Source organism: Rhizobium sp. BT-226 (genome assembly GCF_025847085.2).
Classification (GTDB): Bacteria; Pseudomonadota; Alphaproteobacteria; order Rhizobiales; family Rhizobiaceae; genus Rhizobium; species Rhizobium sophorae.
This window is the reverse complement of record NZ_JAOYTI010000003.1, coordinates 14,398-30,782: the sequence shown is the minus strand read 5'-3', so window position 1 is coordinate 30,782 and position 16,385 is coordinate 14,398. Positions and strand designations below refer to the sequence as shown.

18 protein-coding genes and 3 pseudogenes are annotated in these 16,385 nt (G+C 59.7%); 8 read left to right on the top strand and 13 right to left on the bottom strand.

Annotation, left to right across the window (positions count from 1 at the left end; translation table 11 throughout):
• Nucleotides 1–5: 5 nt before the first annotated feature.
• From OIU37_RS19675 to OIU37_RS19655, 5 genes and pseudogenes are all read left to right on the top strand, one after another.
• On the top strand, nt 6–452 hold the full coding sequence (locus OIU37_RS19675) for a YjfI family protein (RefSeq protein ID WP_171603117.1): 447 nt from the start codon (nt 6–8) through the stop codon (nt 450–452).
• A complete protein-coding gene (locus tag OIU37_RS19670; protein ID WP_264258517.1) occupies nt 449–1,183 on the top strand; it encodes a PspA/IM30 family protein in 735 nt (244 codons plus the stop codon). Before OIU37_RS19675 ends, OIU37_RS19670 begins: the two co-directional genes overlap by 4 nt.
• Before the next feature lie 85 nt (nt 1,184–1,268).
• Nucleotides 1,269–1,364: pseudogene (locus OIU37_RS19665) on the top strand (IS5/IS1182 family transposase); the annotation flags it as partial.
• Nucleotides 1,365–1,565: 201 nt separating this feature from the next.
• Complete coding sequence (locus OIU37_RS19660) at nt 1,566–2,228, top strand: metal-binding protein ZinT (RefSeq protein WP_171603115.1); 663 nt, start codon at nt 1,566–1,568, stop codon at nt 2,226–2,228.
• 80 nt (nt 2,229–2,308) lie between these two features.
• Nucleotides 2,309–2,395 (top strand): annotated as a pseudogene (locus OIU37_RS19655) (IS5/IS1182 family transposase); the annotation flags it as partial.
• Nucleotides 2,396–2,684: 289 nt separating this feature from the next.
• Here OIU37_RS19655 and OIU37_RS19650 read toward each other — a convergent pair.
• From OIU37_RS19650 to OIU37_RS19630, 5 genes are all read right to left on the bottom strand, one after another.
• On the bottom strand, nt 2,685–3,410 hold the full coding sequence (locus tag OIU37_RS19650; protein WP_171603114.1) for an amino acid ABC transporter ATP-binding protein: 726 nt from the start codon (nt 3,408–3,410) through the stop codon (nt 2,685–2,687).
• Nucleotides 3,388–4,047, bottom strand: a complete 660-nt coding sequence (locus OIU37_RS19645) for an amino acid ABC transporter permease (RefSeq protein ID WP_171603113.1) — start codon at nt 4,045–4,047, stop codon at nt 3,388–3,390. The genes OIU37_RS19650 and OIU37_RS19645 overlap by 23 nt, the downstream gene beginning before the upstream one ends.
• Nucleotides 4,044–4,715, bottom strand: coding sequence for an amino acid ABC transporter permease (locus OIU37_RS19640; protein WP_171603112.1), 672 nt, complete (start codon nt 4,713–4,715; stop codon nt 4,044–4,046). The genes OIU37_RS19645 and OIU37_RS19640 overlap by 4 nt, the downstream gene beginning before the upstream one ends.
• Before the next feature lie 80 nt (nt 4,716–4,795).
• Nucleotides 4,796–5,581: a transporter substrate-binding domain-containing protein gene (locus OIU37_RS19635; RefSeq protein WP_171603111.1), complete on the bottom strand. Its 786-nt coding sequence runs from the start codon at nt 5,579–5,581 to the stop codon at nt 4,796–4,798.
• 3 nt (nt 5,582–5,584) lie between these two features.
• Entirely contained in the window at nt 5,585–6,328 is a 744-nt protein-coding gene (locus OIU37_RS19630) for a GntR family transcriptional regulator (protein WP_171603110.1), read from the bottom strand.
• 258 nt (nt 6,329–6,586) lie between these two features.
• Between OIU37_RS19630 and OIU37_RS19625 the strand changes: the two genes are divergently transcribed.
• Both OIU37_RS19625 and OIU37_RS19620 read left to right on the top strand, forming a co-directional pair.
• Nucleotides 6,587–6,853 carry a type II toxin-antitoxin system Phd/YefM family antitoxin gene (locus OIU37_RS19625; protein WP_017991284.1) on the top strand — a complete coding sequence of 89 codons (267 nt, stop codon included), beginning with the start codon at nt 6,587–6,589 and terminating at the stop codon, nt 6,851–6,853.
• A complete protein-coding gene (locus tag OIU37_RS19620) occupies nt 6,850–7,278 on the top strand; it encodes a type II toxin-antitoxin system VapC family toxin (protein ID WP_264258516.1) in 429 nt (142 codons plus the stop codon). Before OIU37_RS19625 ends, OIU37_RS19620 begins: the two co-directional genes overlap by 4 nt.
• Before the next feature lie 94 nt (nt 7,279–7,372).
• On the opposite strand, the gene OIU37_RS19615 is transcribed toward OIU37_RS19620, so the two are convergent.
• The 6 genes and pseudogenes from OIU37_RS19615 to OIU37_RS19590 all read right to left on the bottom strand — a co-directional run.
• Entirely contained in the window at nt 7,373–8,143 is a 771-nt protein-coding gene (locus OIU37_RS19615) for an amino acid ABC transporter ATP-binding protein (protein ID WP_171603107.1), read from the bottom strand.
• A gap of 13 nt (nt 8,144–8,156) precedes the next feature.
• On the bottom strand, nt 8,157–8,816 hold the full coding sequence (locus tag OIU37_RS19610; protein WP_171603106.1) for an amino acid ABC transporter permease: 660 nt from the start codon (nt 8,814–8,816) through the stop codon (nt 8,157–8,159).
• A 4-nt stretch (nt 8,817–8,820) separates the two neighbouring features.
• The gene (locus tag OIU37_RS19605) at nt 8,821–9,483 is read right to left on the bottom strand and encodes an amino acid ABC transporter permease (RefSeq protein WP_171603105.1); all 663 of its coding nucleotides are present in this window, start codon (nt 9,481–9,483) and stop codon (nt 8,821–8,823) included.
• 116 nt (nt 9,484–9,599) lie between these two features.
• A complete protein-coding gene (locus OIU37_RS19600; protein WP_171603104.1) occupies nt 9,600–10,439 on the bottom strand; it encodes a transporter substrate-binding domain-containing protein in 840 nt (279 codons plus the stop codon).
• Between the two features lie 561 nt (nt 10,440–11,000).
• The gene (locus tag OIU37_RS19595) at nt 11,001–11,648 is read right to left on the bottom strand and encodes a TetR/AcrR family transcriptional regulator (RefSeq protein WP_182211487.1); all 648 of its coding nucleotides are present in this window, start codon (nt 11,646–11,648) and stop codon (nt 11,001–11,003) included.
• A gap of 375 nt (nt 11,649–12,023) precedes the next feature.
• Nucleotides 12,024–12,125, bottom strand: a pseudogene (locus tag OIU37_RS19590) (plasmid stabilization protein); the annotation flags it as partial.
• Between the two features lie 201 nt (nt 12,126–12,326).
• Here OIU37_RS19590 and OIU37_RS19585 point away from each other — a divergent pair.
• Complete coding sequence (locus OIU37_RS19585; RefSeq protein WP_264258515.1) at nt 12,327–14,144, top strand: methyl-accepting chemotaxis protein; 1,818 nt, start codon at nt 12,327–12,329, stop codon at nt 14,142–14,144.
• Nucleotides 14,145–14,181: 37 nt separating this feature from the next.
• Here OIU37_RS19585 and doeB read toward each other — a convergent pair whose 3' ends face one another.
• Both doeB and doeA read right to left on the bottom strand, forming a co-directional pair.
• Nucleotides 14,182–15,189, bottom strand: coding sequence for a N(2)-acetyl-L-2,4-diaminobutanoate deacetylase DoeB (doeB, locus tag OIU37_RS19580; RefSeq protein ID WP_240603875.1), 1,008 nt, complete (start codon nt 15,187–15,189; stop codon nt 14,182–14,184).
• A gap of 6 nt (nt 15,190–15,195) precedes the next feature.
• Nucleotides 15,196–16,377 (bottom strand): ectoine hydrolase DoeA, encoded by a 1,182-nt coding sequence (doeA, locus tag OIU37_RS19575; RefSeq protein ID WP_240603876.1) that lies wholly within the window; start codon nt 16,375–16,377, stop codon nt 15,196–15,198.
• Nucleotides 16,378–16,385: the final 8 nt, after the last annotated feature.

Genomic DNA, 16,385 nt, shown 5'->3' with positions numbered 1-16,385 from the left:
AACCGATGGAGGATTTTTTGGAGACCTGGAACCTCACCACTTTAACGCGCCTGTTCGCCGCCGATCCGGAGGTGCTGGGCGATGTGGATGTAGCCGTACCCGAACAGGGCGACGTCATATGCGTGACTCTGAAGGAAAAAGGCGATCTCGACGTCTTCGTCGCGGTAAGCGGGGAGCGCGATATTCTTGTCAGCGCTGTTCTGGTGCCGTGCAAGGACATCCCCAAGCGGGAAGCCTTCGAACGCCTGGTGCTCAAGACGCACAAGTTCGTGCCCCTCTCCAGCTTCGGCATCACCACGATCGACGGTGAGGAATGGTATGAATTGTTCGGCTCGCTGTCGGCACGCTCGACGGCCGAGACGGTGGTCGAGGAGGTCGCAATTCTGGCTGCCAATGCCGTCGATGCGGCACACATGATTGAAGAATGGAAAAACGGGGAGATTGCAGCGTGAGTACCTGGGGAAAGATTTTCACCGCCATTCGCGGCGGCATTAACGAGGCAGCGGAAGCGGCCGCCGACAGCCAGTCCATGCGCATTCTTGACCAAGAAATCCGCGACGCTGAACAGTCTCTACGCAGCGCGCGGTCTGATCTGGCCGGGATTATGGCGTCCAACAAGAGCGTCATGCGCCGACTTGAAGAAAACCGCGCAAAGGAGACCAAGGATACCGACAGCGCTCGCGCCGCGATCTCCGCGGGCCGCTCGGATCTGGCTCAGGGTCTCGCTCAGCGCATTGCCGGTACCCGTGCCGAAGTGCAGCGCGACCAAGAAGAGCTCGATCGGCTGCTGCCCCGCCAGCAGCAGATGCTGCGCACGATCCAGGAGACCGAAGCGCGCATTGCTCAGATGAAGCGTGAGGTGGAGAATGTCAAAGCCAATGAGTCCCTGCTGCGCGCTCAGTCGGCGATTGCCCACAGCCAGTCGGGCATCAACACCCGTCTCGGTAGCGCCGTCGAAAGTCTCGAACGTATCAAGAAGCGCCAGGAAATCACTTCCGGCCGCATCGAAGCCGGTGCTGAACTGGCCGCGCTGGAAAACGGCAGCGATCTCGATCGTCAACTGCGCGAGGCCGGCATTGGCAGTTCGAGCCACTCGGCCGACGACATTCTTGCACAACTGATGGCACCGAAGCATTCGGTCGATCCCATCTTGCTGCCCGCGCCCGCCGGCAACAAAGACTGATAATTTGCGAAGCGGCCGCCCTGTCGGCAGATTCAAGACAGAGCGGCCGCACGTGGGACTTTCGGCGTTGCAGCCCGAACAATCGAAGAATGATACGGCTCCTGCCTGTGAGCTCGTCAGTGGGCTGCCGGCCAAGCACGTGCTCGCAGACCGCGCCTATGACGCCAGCACGATCCCGGATTTCGGCACCGATGCGGCTTTGAGCCGGAGCTTTTGGAGCGATGGGCGCCTCCTAATTATTTGGATGTAATGCATTTGAATGGTGATCCCCCGCGACGCGCATCTTGCGCTTGCAGTCAAAGCACGCTAGTTGGCTTCTGTAATGTTATTACATCACCACCACGGCTCGATCCGTGCCGGCCAATCGAAAGAGTTTCAGTGAATGAACAAAGCGATCACAACACTCAGCTACGCACTGGCTGTATCTGCAACATTGACTTTTGCAGGAACGGCAGGCGCCCAGACATCTTCGGGAAACAATCACAGCCACAGCCATTCCCACGATAAGAAGGGGTCGGTAAATGAGGGTTATTTCGATGACGATCAGGTGAAGGCGCGTGAACTGTCGGACTGGGAAGGCGACTGGCAGTCGGTCTATCCCTATCTTGTCGACGGAACCTTGGATCCGGTGATGGCCGACAAGGCGAAACACGGCGAGAAGAGCGCCGGGGAATATCGTGCCTACTACGACAAGGGATACAAGACCGACGTCGACCGGATCGTCATCAACGGAAAGAAAGTTGCGTTTTTCCGCGGCAAGGACTCCGTGACCGGAGACTACGAGACGGATGGCCACGAAATCCTCACCTACAAAAAGGGTAATCGAGGGGTTCGTTTCATCTTCAGGAAAAGCGCCGGTGATGACGCCGCACCTCGGTTCATCCAGTTCAGCGATCACATCGTCGCCCCCGAGAAGGCCGACCACTACCATCTTTATTGGGGCAATGACCGCGCCGCCCTACTGAATGAGGTCACTAACTGGCCGACCTACTACCCCTCGAGCCTGAATGGGAAGCAGATCGCCGAGGAGATGCTGGCCCACTGACTAGCCGAGGCCGCAAGTAGCCGGATCGGGGGCGCAGAGCGCCCCCTCTTGTGTTTGCTTGGAGCGCGAAGCAGCAATGACGACGAAATGCAACTCGCTATGACAAAATCGCCGCCGACTTCAGGGGGTTCGTCAATATTGCAGGCAGCATGCTCTGGCTCAAATGATTGAATTGTCACCGCCGCCTAGAGCCTTTCCGGGTTAGATTGCAGCATTCTGTTGGCTCAAACGGAGTCGGATGGTCGACCGGCCGGCGCGCGTCGTAGCCAAGCTCTACGGCCAAGCCGGCCGGTCGATCAGCCGGCCCGTTTCAGCCAACCCGAAGGGCCGGGCATCTTTCCGCCAGGATCAAAGGCGATCGGCTCGGACGTACCAAGAGGTATGCCCTTCGCCAATCGCCTCTGCCCTGACGAAAACCTGCTCCGGCAGAATGCTTCAATCTAACCCGGAAAGGCTCTAGCTGACACCGAGAAACTGCCTGAGCTCAGCAGTCTGCGGACTGGCGAAGACGTCCTCCGGCCGGCCTGCTTCATGGACTCGACCCTGATGCATGAAGACAACGCGGCTGCAGACGTCGCGGGCGAACTTCATCTCGTGCGTTACCATGAGGAGGGTCATTCCCTCGGCGGCGAGTTCGCGCACGACGGCCAGAACTTCGGCGACCAGCTCCGGATCGAGCGCCGAGGTGATCTCGTCGCAGAGAAGCGCTGTCGGCTGCATGGCGAGCGCGCGGGCGATGGCGACGCGCTGCTGCTGGCCGCCCGAGAGCTCGTCGGGATAGGCGTCGAACCTGTGACCCAGACCCACCCGCTCCAGCATCTTGCGGGCGGTGGCTTCTGCTTCGGCCTTCGGTGTCTTCTTGACCACGGTCTGCGATAGCATGACATTGCCGCCGACGGTCAGGTGCGGGAAGAGGTTGAACTGCTGAAAGATCATGCCGACCTTGAGGCGCAGTGCCTTCAGATGGACTTCGTCATCAAGGAGCTGCGCGCCGGCCACAGAGATGGAGCCGTCAGTGATGGTCTCCAGGCCGTTGATGCAGCGAAGCAGGGTCGATTTGCCCGAACCGCTCTTGCCGATAATGGCGATGACTTCGCCAGCCTCCACATCGAGATTGATGCCTTTCAACACCTCGGTGGTGCCAAAGCTCTTGCGGACTTCAGTGATTTCGATGAGCGACATTGAGCTTCCTTTCCAGGATCTGGCTGCTTTTCGACAAAGGCCAGCAAAGGGCGAAGTAGATGAGAGCGACGAGCCCGTAGACGGTGAAGGGCTGGAAGGTGGCATTGGTGACCACGGTGCCGGCTTTCGACAATTCGACGAAACCGATGATCGAGGTCAGCGCCGTCCCCTTGACGATTTGAACGGAGAAACCGACCGTGGGCGGTATGGCGACCCTCAGCGCCTGCGGCAGGATGACATAGCGCATCTGCTGCAGCCGGCCCATGCCGAGGCTGGCCGAGGCTTCCCATTGACCCCGCGCGACCGCTTCGACGCAGCCTCGCCAGATTTCGGCGAGAAAGGCGGCACTCCACAGGGTGAGCGCCAATCCCGCGGCAAGCCAGGCCGGCACGTCTATCCCAAAGAGGCCGAGACCGAAAAAGGCTATGAAGAGCTGCATCAGCAGCGGCGTGCCCTGGAAGAGTTCGATATAGTATTTCGCGAATGCCCTGAACGCCTTGCGCTTGCTGATGCGCAGGAACAGCAGCCCCAGTCCGACTGCGCCGCCGCCGATGAATGAGACCAGCGAAAGAAGGATCGTCCAGCGTGTGGCGAGCAGCAGGTTGCGCAGGATGTCCCAGAGTGTGAACTCGATCATTTCGCCGCCCTCCTCGGGAAAAGGAACCCGCCGGCCACCGCCAGCACCTGCCGGAGCAGGATCGCCAGCATGAGATAGATGGCTGTCGAGACGATGTAGGCCTCGAAGGCGCGGAAGGTTCGCGATTGTATGAAGTTCGCGGCAAAGGTCAGATCCTCGGCGGCGATCTGCGAGACGACCGATGAGCCGAGCATGACGATGACCACTTGCGACGACAGCGCCGGCCAGATGCGCTGCAGGGACGGTACGAGAACGACATGCCGGAAGGTTTCGAAACGCGTCATGGCAAGGCTCTCGCCTGCCTCGAACTGGCCCTTCGGGGTCGCTTGGATGCCCGCGCGGATAATTTCGCAGCTATAGGCGCCGAGGTTGACGACCATTGCGAGGTTGGCGGCCGTCAGTTCGGAAAGCTGGAGGCCGAGCGACGGCAGACCGAAAAAGATGAAAAACAGCTGGATCAGGAACGGCGTGTTGCGGATCAATTCGACGTAGGTCGCAACGATTGGCTTCAGCCAGGCCGGGCCGAGTGCGCGCACCCAGGCGCAGAAGATGCCGAGCGAAATGCCCAGCACTCCGCCGATGCCGATAAGCTCCAGTGTGATCAGTATGCCCTTGACGATCTGCGGATAATATTCAAGCAGCCAGCCAAATTCGAAATGATAGCTCAAGGAATTGTCCCCTCTTGCGGTGACCGAGCGTCATGTCATCCCGCGCGCGGGCGCGGAATGACATCCGTAGGACCGGGTCCTTACAGATCCGACGGAAGATCGGCGCCGAGCCACTTCTGCGATATGGCGTTGAGTGCGCCATCGGTTTTGGCGGCCGCGATAATGCCGTTCACCTTCTCCAGAAGAGCTGCCTGTTCCTTGTTGATACCGATGTAGCAGGGTGAGTTCTTGATGAGGAACTTCATCTCAGGGCGCTTGGGGGGATTTTTGGCGAGGATCGCCGCGGCGACGACGTTGCCGGTCGCAATGGTGTCGACCTGGCCGGACAGGAAGGCCGAGATGGTGCCATTATTGTCCTCGTAGCGCTTGATCGTCGCGTCGGTCGGCGCGATCTTCGTCAGCTCGAGATCTTCGACGGCGCCGCGCGTAACGCCGATGCTCTTGCCCGCGAGATCTTCCACCTTGGCGATCGAAACATCGGCGGGCGCGAACACGCCATTGAAGAAGGGGGCGTAGGCCGTGGTGAAATCGATCACCTTTTCGCGCTCCGCATTCTTGCCGAGGCTGGAGATGACCAGATCGACCTTATTCGTCTGCAGATAAGGAACGCGGTTGGCGCTGGTGACCGGCACGAGTTCGGTCTTCACGCCCAGTTTTTCGGCAATGAGATTGGCCACATCGATATCGTAGCCCATCGGCGCCATATCGGTGCCGACGCTGCCGAAGGGCGGGAAATCCTGCGGCACCGCGACACGCAGCGTCCCGCGCGCCGTGATGTCAGCGAGAGCATCGGCGTAGGACGCCGAACCGAAGCCGAAGGTTGCAGCCAGGGTCGCGATTGCGAAGAAGACTCGTCTTGTCAGCATGTTTCAATTGCTCCTTTGAAGTTGTGGTTTATTGGGTCTGACGGTTGGGGATACGGTCCTGGGAGGAAGGGACAGGGAACTGCGCAGTTCCGAGAGCGGATCCGGGCGCGCGGTGAGGTCGAGGCCCATCTCCACTTCGTCCAGATGTTCGATAGAGAGCTCGGCAGCTCTGGCGAAATCGCCCGCCCGCATGGCCTCGAAGATGCGGCAATGCCCGTCGTGAGACTGTGCCGCATGAAATTCAGACTGGTAGAGCATCGAAATCAGGATCGTCCTCGCGGTGAGATCGCGCAGGATATCGACGATGATGGCGTTGCCGCTCAATTCTGCGATGCGGATGTGAAAATCGCCCATCAAATAGGTCAGGCGCTGGCGGTCGCCCGCAGCCATGGCGCCTTTTTCCTCGTTCAAATGCGCGTCGAGCGCTTTGTGTCCCTCGTCTGTCAGTAGGCGCATGCTGCGCAGCAATCCGGCCTCGACGACGCGCCGTGCCTCATAGACCGCGATCGCCTCTTCGGCGGACGGTTCGACGACGAACCAGCCTCGTCTCGGACTGACATGCACGATGCCGCGTGTTTCCAGGCGCATCATGGCTTCACGAACGCGGGTTCGAGACACGCTGAAGAGCGTTGCCAGCTGGTTTTCGCTGAGACGCGTCCCGGGCCGAATTTTGGCTGAAAGAATCCCGGAGACGATTGTCTCCTCGATGGTCTTCTGCGTGGTCTCAGATGTCTGGCTATCTTGCATACAAGACAGGGAAGCAAAGCTCGTGCCAAAATTCTGCGCTCAGGATTTCCAAGATGTCCCGGATCCCTCCCCCTGGAATTTTGCACACTGGAATGCAAACTGAGCGCAAATTGAGCGAGTGCCCGCAATTCCTTGCAAACCCCGATCAGCGCCGGCCGCCCAAAGCCGACAAAGCCCCTTCCCTATCGAAAAGCTGCTTGCGGCAAGATCGGTTCGGCTTATATAGTCATGATAGTCACTATAGTCAGGATATAGCGAATGCAGCCATCACGACCAGAGGATAAAAGTTGGACCGTCGCCAGTGCGAAGGCCAAGCTGTCTGAGGTTATCGAACGCGCGCAAGCGACACCACAAACGATCATGCGCAATGGCAAACCAAGCGTCGTCGTCGTTTCGGCGGAAGAATGGCAGCGGAAGACCGCGCGCAAGGGCACCCTTGCAGAGTTTCTGATGCAATCGCCGCTGCGTGGTGCCGATCTGGACCTCGAACGACAGCGCGACGAACCGCGTGATCTCCAGCTGTGAGACTTCTGCTGGACACCAATGTGCTTTCCGAGGTGACAAGGCCGCGTCCCGATGCACATGTCCTACAATGGCTGGACAGTCTCGACGAGGATCGCTCATTCATCAGCGTCGTATCGATCGCGGAGATCCGGCGTGGTGTTGCATTGATGGAAAGCGGTCGGAAGCGCGACGCGCTGGCTGAATGGCTTGCCCAGGATCTGCCGCGGCGCTTTGAGCAGCGTGTCATTCCTGTGGACCAACCGGTTGCGATAGCCTGGGGCGACTTGATGGGGCTCGCAAAGCGATGCGGACGCGGCTTGTCGTCAATGGACGGCTTGATTGCCGCCACCGCGATTGCTCACGATCTCACCCTCGCCACCCGCAATATAAAGGACTTCGAGGGCTTTGGGATCGAGCTTGTCGACCCTTGGGCCGAGCGCCCGTGACGATCCGCAGAGCGGACCGTCACAGGAGCTTCTTTAAGTTTTGTTTATGCAAATCGTTATCCCAAAACCGCTGCGCACTTTTGGGCGACATGCATTAGTTGAAACTCGATGTCTTGAGGAATTCCACGAGCCGTTCGGTCCTCGGATGCACGAACATGTCCTTCGGATCGCCCTCCTCGCAGATGACGCCCTGATTCATGAAGATGACGCGTGACGAAACGTCATAGGCAAAGCGCATCTCGTGGGTGACGAGCAGCATGGTCATGCCGTCGGCGGCAAGCCCCTTGATGACCTGGAGCACTTCGCCCACCAGTTCCGGGTCAAGCGCGGAGGTCACTTCGTCGAACAGCATCAGCCTCGGCGACATGGCGATGGCGCGGGCGATCGCGACGCGCTGCTGCTGACCGCCGGAAAGCTGCCCGGGATAATGGTTCGAGCGGGCGGAAAGGCCGACACGATCGAGCCATTTTTCCGCGATGACGCGGGCATCCGGCTTCGTCATTTTCTTCACCTTGACGAGGCCCAGCATGACGTTTTCAGCGGCGCTCATATGCGGGAAGAGATTGAACTGCTGAAACGCCATGCCGGTCAACGCACGCTGGCGCGCAATCTCTTTCTCGCTCTTGCGGCGCCGTGTTGCGCCTTCGGCGCGATAGCCGATTTCCTCACCGTCAAGGCTGATCGTGCCGCCCTGGAACTCTTCGAGCATGTTGATGCAGCGCAGCAAGGTGGTCTTTCCGGAGCCGGAAGAGCCGATGATGGAAATGACTTCGCCTTCCTGCACGGCGCAATCGACGCCCTTGAGGACTTCGTGGATGCCGTAAGTCTTGCGCAGACCCTTGATGTCGAGAATGGTCTTGGCCATCGGGGGTGTCTCCTCAGGACGGCAGGGCGGTCTTGCGCTCGACATATTTGCCGAAGTGCTCGATACCGTAGTTGATGATGAAATAGAGACCACCGGCCAGGAAATAGAACTGGAGGCTCATGAAGTTGCGGGAGATGATCTCCTGCGTGCGCAGGAGAAGCTCGGCGACGCCGATGACAGAGAGCAGCGTCGAGGCCTTCACCATCTCGGCTGCGGTATTCACCCAGGCCGGCAGGCACTGGCGCATGGCCTGCGGCCACAGCACCGAAGTGAAGGTCTGGGTAAAAGTCAGGCCGATCGCCTTGGCGGCTTCGGTCTGCCCCTTGGGAATTGCCTGAAGCGCCCCGCGCACGATTTCGCCGACATGGGAGGAGCAGAAGATGGCAAGGGCGAGCACGCCGGCCGAGAACGGCCCGAGATCGAGGCCGACGGCGGCGGAGACATAGTAGCTCGCCAGCACGAGTACGAGCACCGGCGTGCCACGGATGATATCCGTATAGGCGCGCACGACCAGACGCAAAACAACGCCGCCATAGACGAGCGCTAAACCGACGAAAACGCCGAGTATGGAACCGGCGAGGATGGCCAGCAGGGAGATCGACACGGTCACGCCGATGCCGTTCATGATGACGTATCGGGCGATCCAGAGTTGTTCGAGAAAAGTGTGGGACATCGGCTTATCTCGGCAGGGCCAGACGGCGCTCGACAAAGCGCATCACGGCGGCGATGAGGAGACAGGCCGCGACATAGAGCGCGGATGTCACCATCCAGGTTTCTATGACGCGGAAGCTCTCGACATTGATCTTGCGGGCGGCGAAAGTCAGTTCGGGCACGGCGATGGCGGCGGCGAGCGAGGTGTCCTTGAAGAGCGAGATGATCGTCGAGGACAGCGATGGCAGCACGTTGCGCAGCATCAGCGGAGCGATGATGGAACTGCGGATCTGCATCCCCGTCAGGCCAATGGCAAGCCCCGCTTCCGTCAGTCCTCTTGGAATAGACAGCAGCCCGGCGCGGAACACCTCGGCCAGATAGGCGCCGGAATAGAGGGACAAAACCAGGAGGAAGCTTTTTATCTTGTCGAGGCGCAGGCCCATCTGCGGCAGCGCGAAAAAGACGAAAAGCACCAGGACGAGAATCGGCAGGTTGCGAATGACCGTGACATAGACCCGCGCCGGCACGACCGCAAAGCGGCTTTTGGAGGTCAGCGCGAAGGCCACCACAAGGCCGATTGCGGCCCCAATCAGGATCGAGATCACCGCAAGGCCGAGGCTGAGCGCAAGCCCGCTCAAAAGAAAATCGAAGTTGCGCCAGACGGCAGCGAAATTCAACGTGTAACCCATGCGGGCCGCCCTTTCAGACCAGAGCATGATGCCGAAAAATCTGAGCGGTTTTCGGACGACATCATTCTCTCACTCTTTAAATGCGGAGCGGGAACATGTCCCGCTCCGCATGGCTGTTACTTGAACTCGACCGGGAAGCCGATCTGCGGCGGCGTCAGATCTTTGCCGAACCAGGTCTTGAAGGACTTGGCGTAAAAGTCGAATTCAACGCCGGTCATGGCTTCGTGCAGGGCGGTGTTGACGAAGTTCAGCCAATCCTGATCGCCGCGCTTGACGGCGCAGGCGTAGGTCTGCGGATTCCAGCCGTAGCCGGCATCCTTGTAGCGGCCCGGATTCTGCGTCATGTACCAGGCAAGCGACGACTGGTCCGTGGCAACTGCATCGGCGCGTCCCGATTCCAGCGCCTGATAGATCAGGTCGACGGAATCGTACTGGTCGACGGTCGCCTCCGGCAAGGCCGCATGCACCATCGCCTCGGCATAGACGTTCTGGAGAACCGAGATGGTGACGGAGGAACCAGCTGCCTTGAGGGCGGCGTAGTCGGCATATTTTCCGTCTGCCTTGAGCATCAGGCCGACACCCTCGCGATAATAAGGAATGGTGAAGGCAACCTGCTGGGCGCGCTCGCCGGTAACGGTCATGAACTGGCAGGTGATGTCGACTTTGTCGGTGGTGATATTCGGGATGCGGGCATCGGAGGACTGGTTCACATATTCGATCTTCTCAGGATCGCCGAAGAGCGCCTTGGCGATGATGTGGCCCATGTCGACGTCGAATCCCTGAAGCTTGTCGTCGGCGCTTTTGAAGTGCCAAGGCGCATTGGTGCTGCCCGTGCCGAGGACGAGATGGCCGCGGGCCAGCACTTCATCGAGCTTGCTGCCGTCGGCCAGCGCAGGCGTGGACAACAGAGCGGCGACGGCCAGCGATATCACGCCGGTGCGAAAGGAATTGGTCATGGCGTTCCCCTTATGGATGGCTTGTATTGTTCCAGTATAATGGACGCATGTCTGTTTTACTGGAACAATGTTATGAAGTGCCATCAAGGATGAATTGTCAATGGGTCATGCCGAAAAAACGCGCAGCGGTGCGCGAGGTGATTTTTTCGGCAGTGCAGCATTGTTCTCTTGTTTCAGAGGCTCAACATCATGCCTTCCCGTTCGGCGATCTGACAGCCGATCCGAGGGCGGAAGAAAACATCTTCTCCAACTCGTCCGACGTGACATCATCAGGATCAAGCCCCTTCGCCTCGAGCACGAAGGAAACCAGACGATCGTCGGCCTTTCATAGGCAAGGCGGTGCGCGAAAGCCTGCTAGCAGTCACGGGTGAAAATTTCATCTCTGCGGAAATGTCGTCGCCGGTCATGGCGAAGCGCAGCCACCTACATGTGGTCGAATCAATTTTATAGAACTTTATAGTTCTATAATTAATCCAATGCGGAATTGGAAGCGAAAGTCAACGGATGGCGTTTTGCCGGACGAAAGCGCGAGGAGCGAATCTGACAGATTGCAAACGCGTTTTAGGCCGCGCCGACGCCTGCGGCAAAGATGGCAATGCAGCGTCGAAGATGGGCAAACAGTCCAGCCCGATCGGGCCAGGCCTGCGCGCGCCCTTCCGGCGGACCCATGCCGCCGAGGATCATATCCATCAGCATCCGGGCTCCGCTCGCCGTATCGTCCAGCGTCAATCTGCCTTCCGACCGGCGTTCGCTCAGCCAGTCGGCGAGATGCTGCCGGCTGGCAAGCATGCCTTCGCGCTGAAGGATATCGACAAGTTCGGGAAAATGCGCCGCTTCGCGAAAGACGAGCTGCAGGAAGCTGGTGCGATCCGCATCCTTGTCCTCATCCATATCGATCATGAAAATGCGCTCGAGGCTCGCGGCAATCGAAATATCTTCGGCGGGCCTGGGCAGATCGAGCATCAAGCGCCGATGCGCACCGACCACGGCGGCAAACAGCTCTTCCTTGCTCTGAAACAGCTTATAGAGGGTCTGCTTCGAAACGCCCGCCTCGGAGGCGACGATCGCGGTCGTGCTTCCCGCATAACCGCATTTCACGAAAACGCGGCCGGCGACTTCGACGATATGCGACCGCTTGTCCTCGTCGCTGGAAACTTTCGGCCGCCCCCGTTTGCGCGGCTCAACCGCAGGCTCGTCGACAATATCCATGATAATCTAGACCACTCTACCGAATCGCGTGCCGACGACCTGAGAACGCAGACTACGATTTCTGAGGGATTGTGTTTTCGGTTGTGGCATTAGTGATTTCGATTTTTAGAACTAATCAGTTCTGTAATTCTTTGCATCCCCACCTGTCTAACGATGGAGCGCTTGTGACGACCATTTCCGCTGCAACATCAGTCTGTTCCTATTGCTATAACAAGCGCCCGACATCCGCGTCCTAGGACATCTATCCTCTACGGTTTAGTCCGCAAAAGCAACCCAAAGCGGGAGCTCGACGAAGACACGTCGATCAGCGCCGACGAACTCCTATCCCAGCTGATGACGCTGTCATGAACCGCTTCTCCGACCAGTCGGGCTACCGCGAGGAGCAATGTCAGCTAATGAGCGATTTTCGCGTCTGGCAAGCCGATGTGCAAGATCGCGTGCCTTCGCACTGCGCACGGAAAGTTGGGGTTCAGCCATGCAGATCTCCTTTCATCTATGCATAGCATCAGCGCATTAGCCATCAGGATGACAACTGATGGCGGGATATCATAAGTATTCGGGTTGGCGTTTTCTTCCGGCGCCAATAGATTAACCATATTTCAGCATTCTTTCGAAATAATGCTACGCGTCGATCTGGCGCATCGAAGCAGAGAGGCCAAAAGTTATTTGGAGACAGTCTTGGCATTCACCATTGCTCGCAGTCTGGTGGCGTTCGGCGTCGCCGTTTCAGTAGGTCTTTTCATGTCGATCGGACTGCAGCAATCGGCGCTCGAACGGCTGAAAGTCAACGGGCCGGTTTATGAACAGGTGGTCTACGGCAAAGATTTGATCGCCGATATTCTGCCGCCGCCGTTGTTTGTAGTCGAATCCTACATGCTCTCCTTCGAGGCGAGCAAATTTCCCGAACTCACCGAGACCAATCTTGCCAAGATCGCTAATCTCAAGGCCGCTTACGACGACCGCCGCGCCTATTGGAAAACCACCCGGCTGCCGCAAGCTTTGAAGGACCAGCTTGAAAACGATGTCATCGCCAAGGGCGATGCATTCTGGGGGGTGATGAACCGCGAGATCATCCCCGCCTTAAATGCCAAGGATGAAGACAAGGCGCATGGTGCGATCGAGCAGCTGCGCGTCGCCTTCCATTCGCACCAGGACGCGGTCGAGAAACTCGTTGCCAATTCCGACGCCTTCCTGAAGGGCGAGGAGCGCAATGCAGCCTCGGAGATCGTGACCTGGACGATCTATGCCGGTGCTGCGGGCTTCGGCTCGTTCGCCCTGCTGCTCGTCGGCCTTTATCTCTTGCGCCGCCGCGCCATCATACCGCTCGACGGTATGAAGGCCTACATGGGCAACCTTGCCAAGGGCGATTTTTCAACCGAAGTCCCCTATGCCGACCGTTCCGACGAGATCGGCGCCATGTCCAAGGCCGTGGCGGTATTTCGCCGCAACGCGCTCGAGCGGCAGGACGCGCAGAAGCGCGAGACCGCACTTCGCGATGCGGAATTCGAGCGTGAACGCAGCCAGCTGGCCGAAAAGGCCGCCGAGGAGCAGATCCGCGAAACGGTGATCGCCCAGCTGACATACGGCCTGGAACAACTGTCGAACGGCAATCTCGATTGCCGCATCAAGACGCCTTTCGCCACGGCCTACGAAACTTTGCGCGCAAAGTTCAACGACAGCATGGACGCGCTTTGCGCTTCGATGGCGGAGATCGCCCAGACCTCCAAGCAAGTGGGCAGTTCCTCGGCCGGCATCACCGATGCCGCCGACAGCCTTGCCTCGCGCACGGAACAGCAGGCAGCGATGCTCGAAGAGGCCACAGCCACGCTCGATGAGATGAATGCCAAGGCGAAAGACGCCTCCGACCATGCCGGCAAGGCAACCGGCATGATGGCCGAGACCCGCACCAGCGCCGAACATTCGGCGGCTGTCGTTCGTGAAGCAATCGCCGCCATGGAAAGGATCGAAGGCTCATCCTCCCAGATCGGCGACATCGTCAATGTCATCGATGAAATCGCCTTCCAAACCAATCTTCTGGCGCTGAATGCCGGGGTTGAAGCAGCGCGCGCCGGCGAAGCAGGCAAGGGTTTTGCCGTTGTCGCACAGGAAGTGCGCGAACTTGCCATGCGCTCGGCCAACGCCGCCAAGGAGATCAGAGCTCTGATTTCCACCTCCTCGTCTCAGGTCTCCAGCGGTGTGGAGCTCGTCAACCGGACCGGCAAGGCGCTCCTGGAAATCGAAGGACAGGTCGAGCAGGTTGCCGGCCTGATCGCCCGCATCGTCTCGGTCTCCTCCGAGCAGGCGGTGGCGATCGGCGAGATCAATGCCTCCGTCAACGCTCTCGATCAGGTAACGCAACGCAACGCCGCCATGGCCGTCGAAACCGCTTCGGCCTGCCGGGCGCTCGGCAGCCAGACGCAGACGCTGGAGGGGGTCGTCAGCCGCTTTCAGATCGATGCGGCCGCCAGCCCGTCGAGATCGCAGAAAGCGGCCTGACGCGTCCGCGGCAAAGGGAAGACCCGGCTCTTCCACCTCAGTCCGTAACGATCGCCACCACGGCAACGCAGTCGCCTGATTTGACCAGCCCCGGGAAATGGCGTGCGCAGAGAATGCCGTTCATGCTGGCGCGGATCTCGCGGGGTGCCACCCCGGTCCGTCCGGTCGGATAGATGCGAGCGATGACGGCATCGGCGGTGACGGCTTCACCGAGATCGATGACAGGTTCGATCAGCCCGCCCTCCTCTGCGAAGGAGAAGCAGCGGCCGTCCGGCATGTCGAGCCAGGTCGTCGGCCCGGGATCGACGGCGCCCACGACGATCCCTGCATGGCGCAGCACGTTGATGGTGCCGCGCTTGGCAATCGCCGCACTTTTGGCCGTGGCGGTGCCGCCGCCGCCGAGTTCCGTGGTGATGAAGATCTTGCCCATCTCCTCGGCCGCGGTGTCGTACATGCCGACCGCATCGATCTCCAGCATTTTCATCGAATAGGGAGCGGCAAAGGCCGTGACGAATTCGAAGGCTCTTTCCTGCTGTTGCTTGTTCGGCAGGATGTGGGCCGCGCAGAACGGCAGAAAATCGAGCGTCTTGCCGCCGGAATGAAAGTCGAGAACGAGATCCGCCATCGGCAAAAGCACACGGCTGAAATAGTCGGCGATCTTCTCGGTCACCGTGCCGTCCGGCCGACCCGGGAAGCTGCGGTTCATGTTGCCCCTGTCGATCGGCGAGGTCCTGGTTCCCGCTTGGAATGCCGGATAATTCATGGCCGGCACGATGATGACAGTGCCGCTCACCTCCTCGGCTTTCAGCGTGCGGGCAAGATCGAAGAGGGCGATCGGTCCTTCATACTCGTCGCCGTGATTGCCGCCGGTCAGCAGTGCCGTTGGCCCCTTGCCGTTCCGAACGACCGTTATCGGCACCATCACCGATCCCCAGGCGGAATCGTCGCGGCTATAAGGCAGGCGCAGAAAGCCGTGCTGGACGCCCTCGGCGGCAAAATTGACCGTCGCGCTGATCGGCGACGGCCGCAAGCCAATCTCTGTCATGACACCTCAATCCTTGACCATCAGCCTGCGCGGCACGTTCGCGAGGCACTCGACACCGCTGTCGGTGATGAGGATGCTCTCGGTCGTCTCGAAGCCCATGTCCTCGAGCCACAGGCCGGTCATGAAATGGAAGGTCATACCGGGCTTCAGCTCCGTCCGATCGCCCGGTCGCAGGCTCATGGTGCGCTCGCCCCAGTCCGGCGGATAGGAAAGGCCGATCGGGTAACCGGTGCGGTTGTCCTTGACGATGCCGTATTTCTTCAGCACCGCGAAGAAGGCGTTGGCGATATCCTCGCAGGTATTGCCGGGTCTGGCGACCGCAAGACCGGCTTCCATGCCCTCCAGCGTCGCCTTTTCGGCGTCGAGAAAGGCCTGCGTCGGCTTGCCGAGGAAGACGGTGCGCGACAACGGCAGGTGATAGCGGTTGTAGCAGCCGGCAATCTCGAAGAAGGTGCCCTCACCCTTCTTCATCGGCCGGTCATCCCAGGTCAGATGTGGTGCGGACGCTTCGACGCCGGACGGCAGCAGCGGCACGATCGCCGGATAGTCGCCGCCGATGCCGTCGACGCCGCGGGTGCCGGCATCATAAATTTCCGCAACCAGATCGCACTTGCGCATGCCGACCTCGATCTTGTCGAAGATGCGGGCGTGCATCGCCTCGACGATACGGGCGGCATTGCGCATGTAGCCGATCTCGGTCTCGCTCTTGACGGCTCGCTGCCAGTTGACGAGGGCGGTCGCGTCGACGAAGCGCGCATTCGGCAGGTGCTTCTGCAGCGCCGCAAAGGCTGCTGCCGAGAACCAGTAATTGTCCATCTCGACGCCGATCGTCAGCTTGCCGAAGCCGCGCTCGGTCAGGATGCCCGAAAGGTAGTCCATCGGATGGCGCTCGGTCGACTGCACGTAGTGATCGGGATAGCCGACGATGTTGTCGTGCTTCAGATAGGCGGTGAACTTGGCGCCGTTGGCGTCCTGGCCGCGGCCGAACCAGATCGGCTCGCCCTGCGGCGGCACGATCACCGCCTGGTGCACGTAAAAGGACCAGCCGTCATAGCCGGTCAGCCAGGCCATGTTCGACGGGTCGCTGACGATCAGCAGGTCTACGCCCTTCGCCTCCATGGCACGCCGTGTCTTTTCCAACCGCGCGGCATATTCACCGAGCGAGAATTTGAGATTGGGCTGGGTCATGTTTCTTC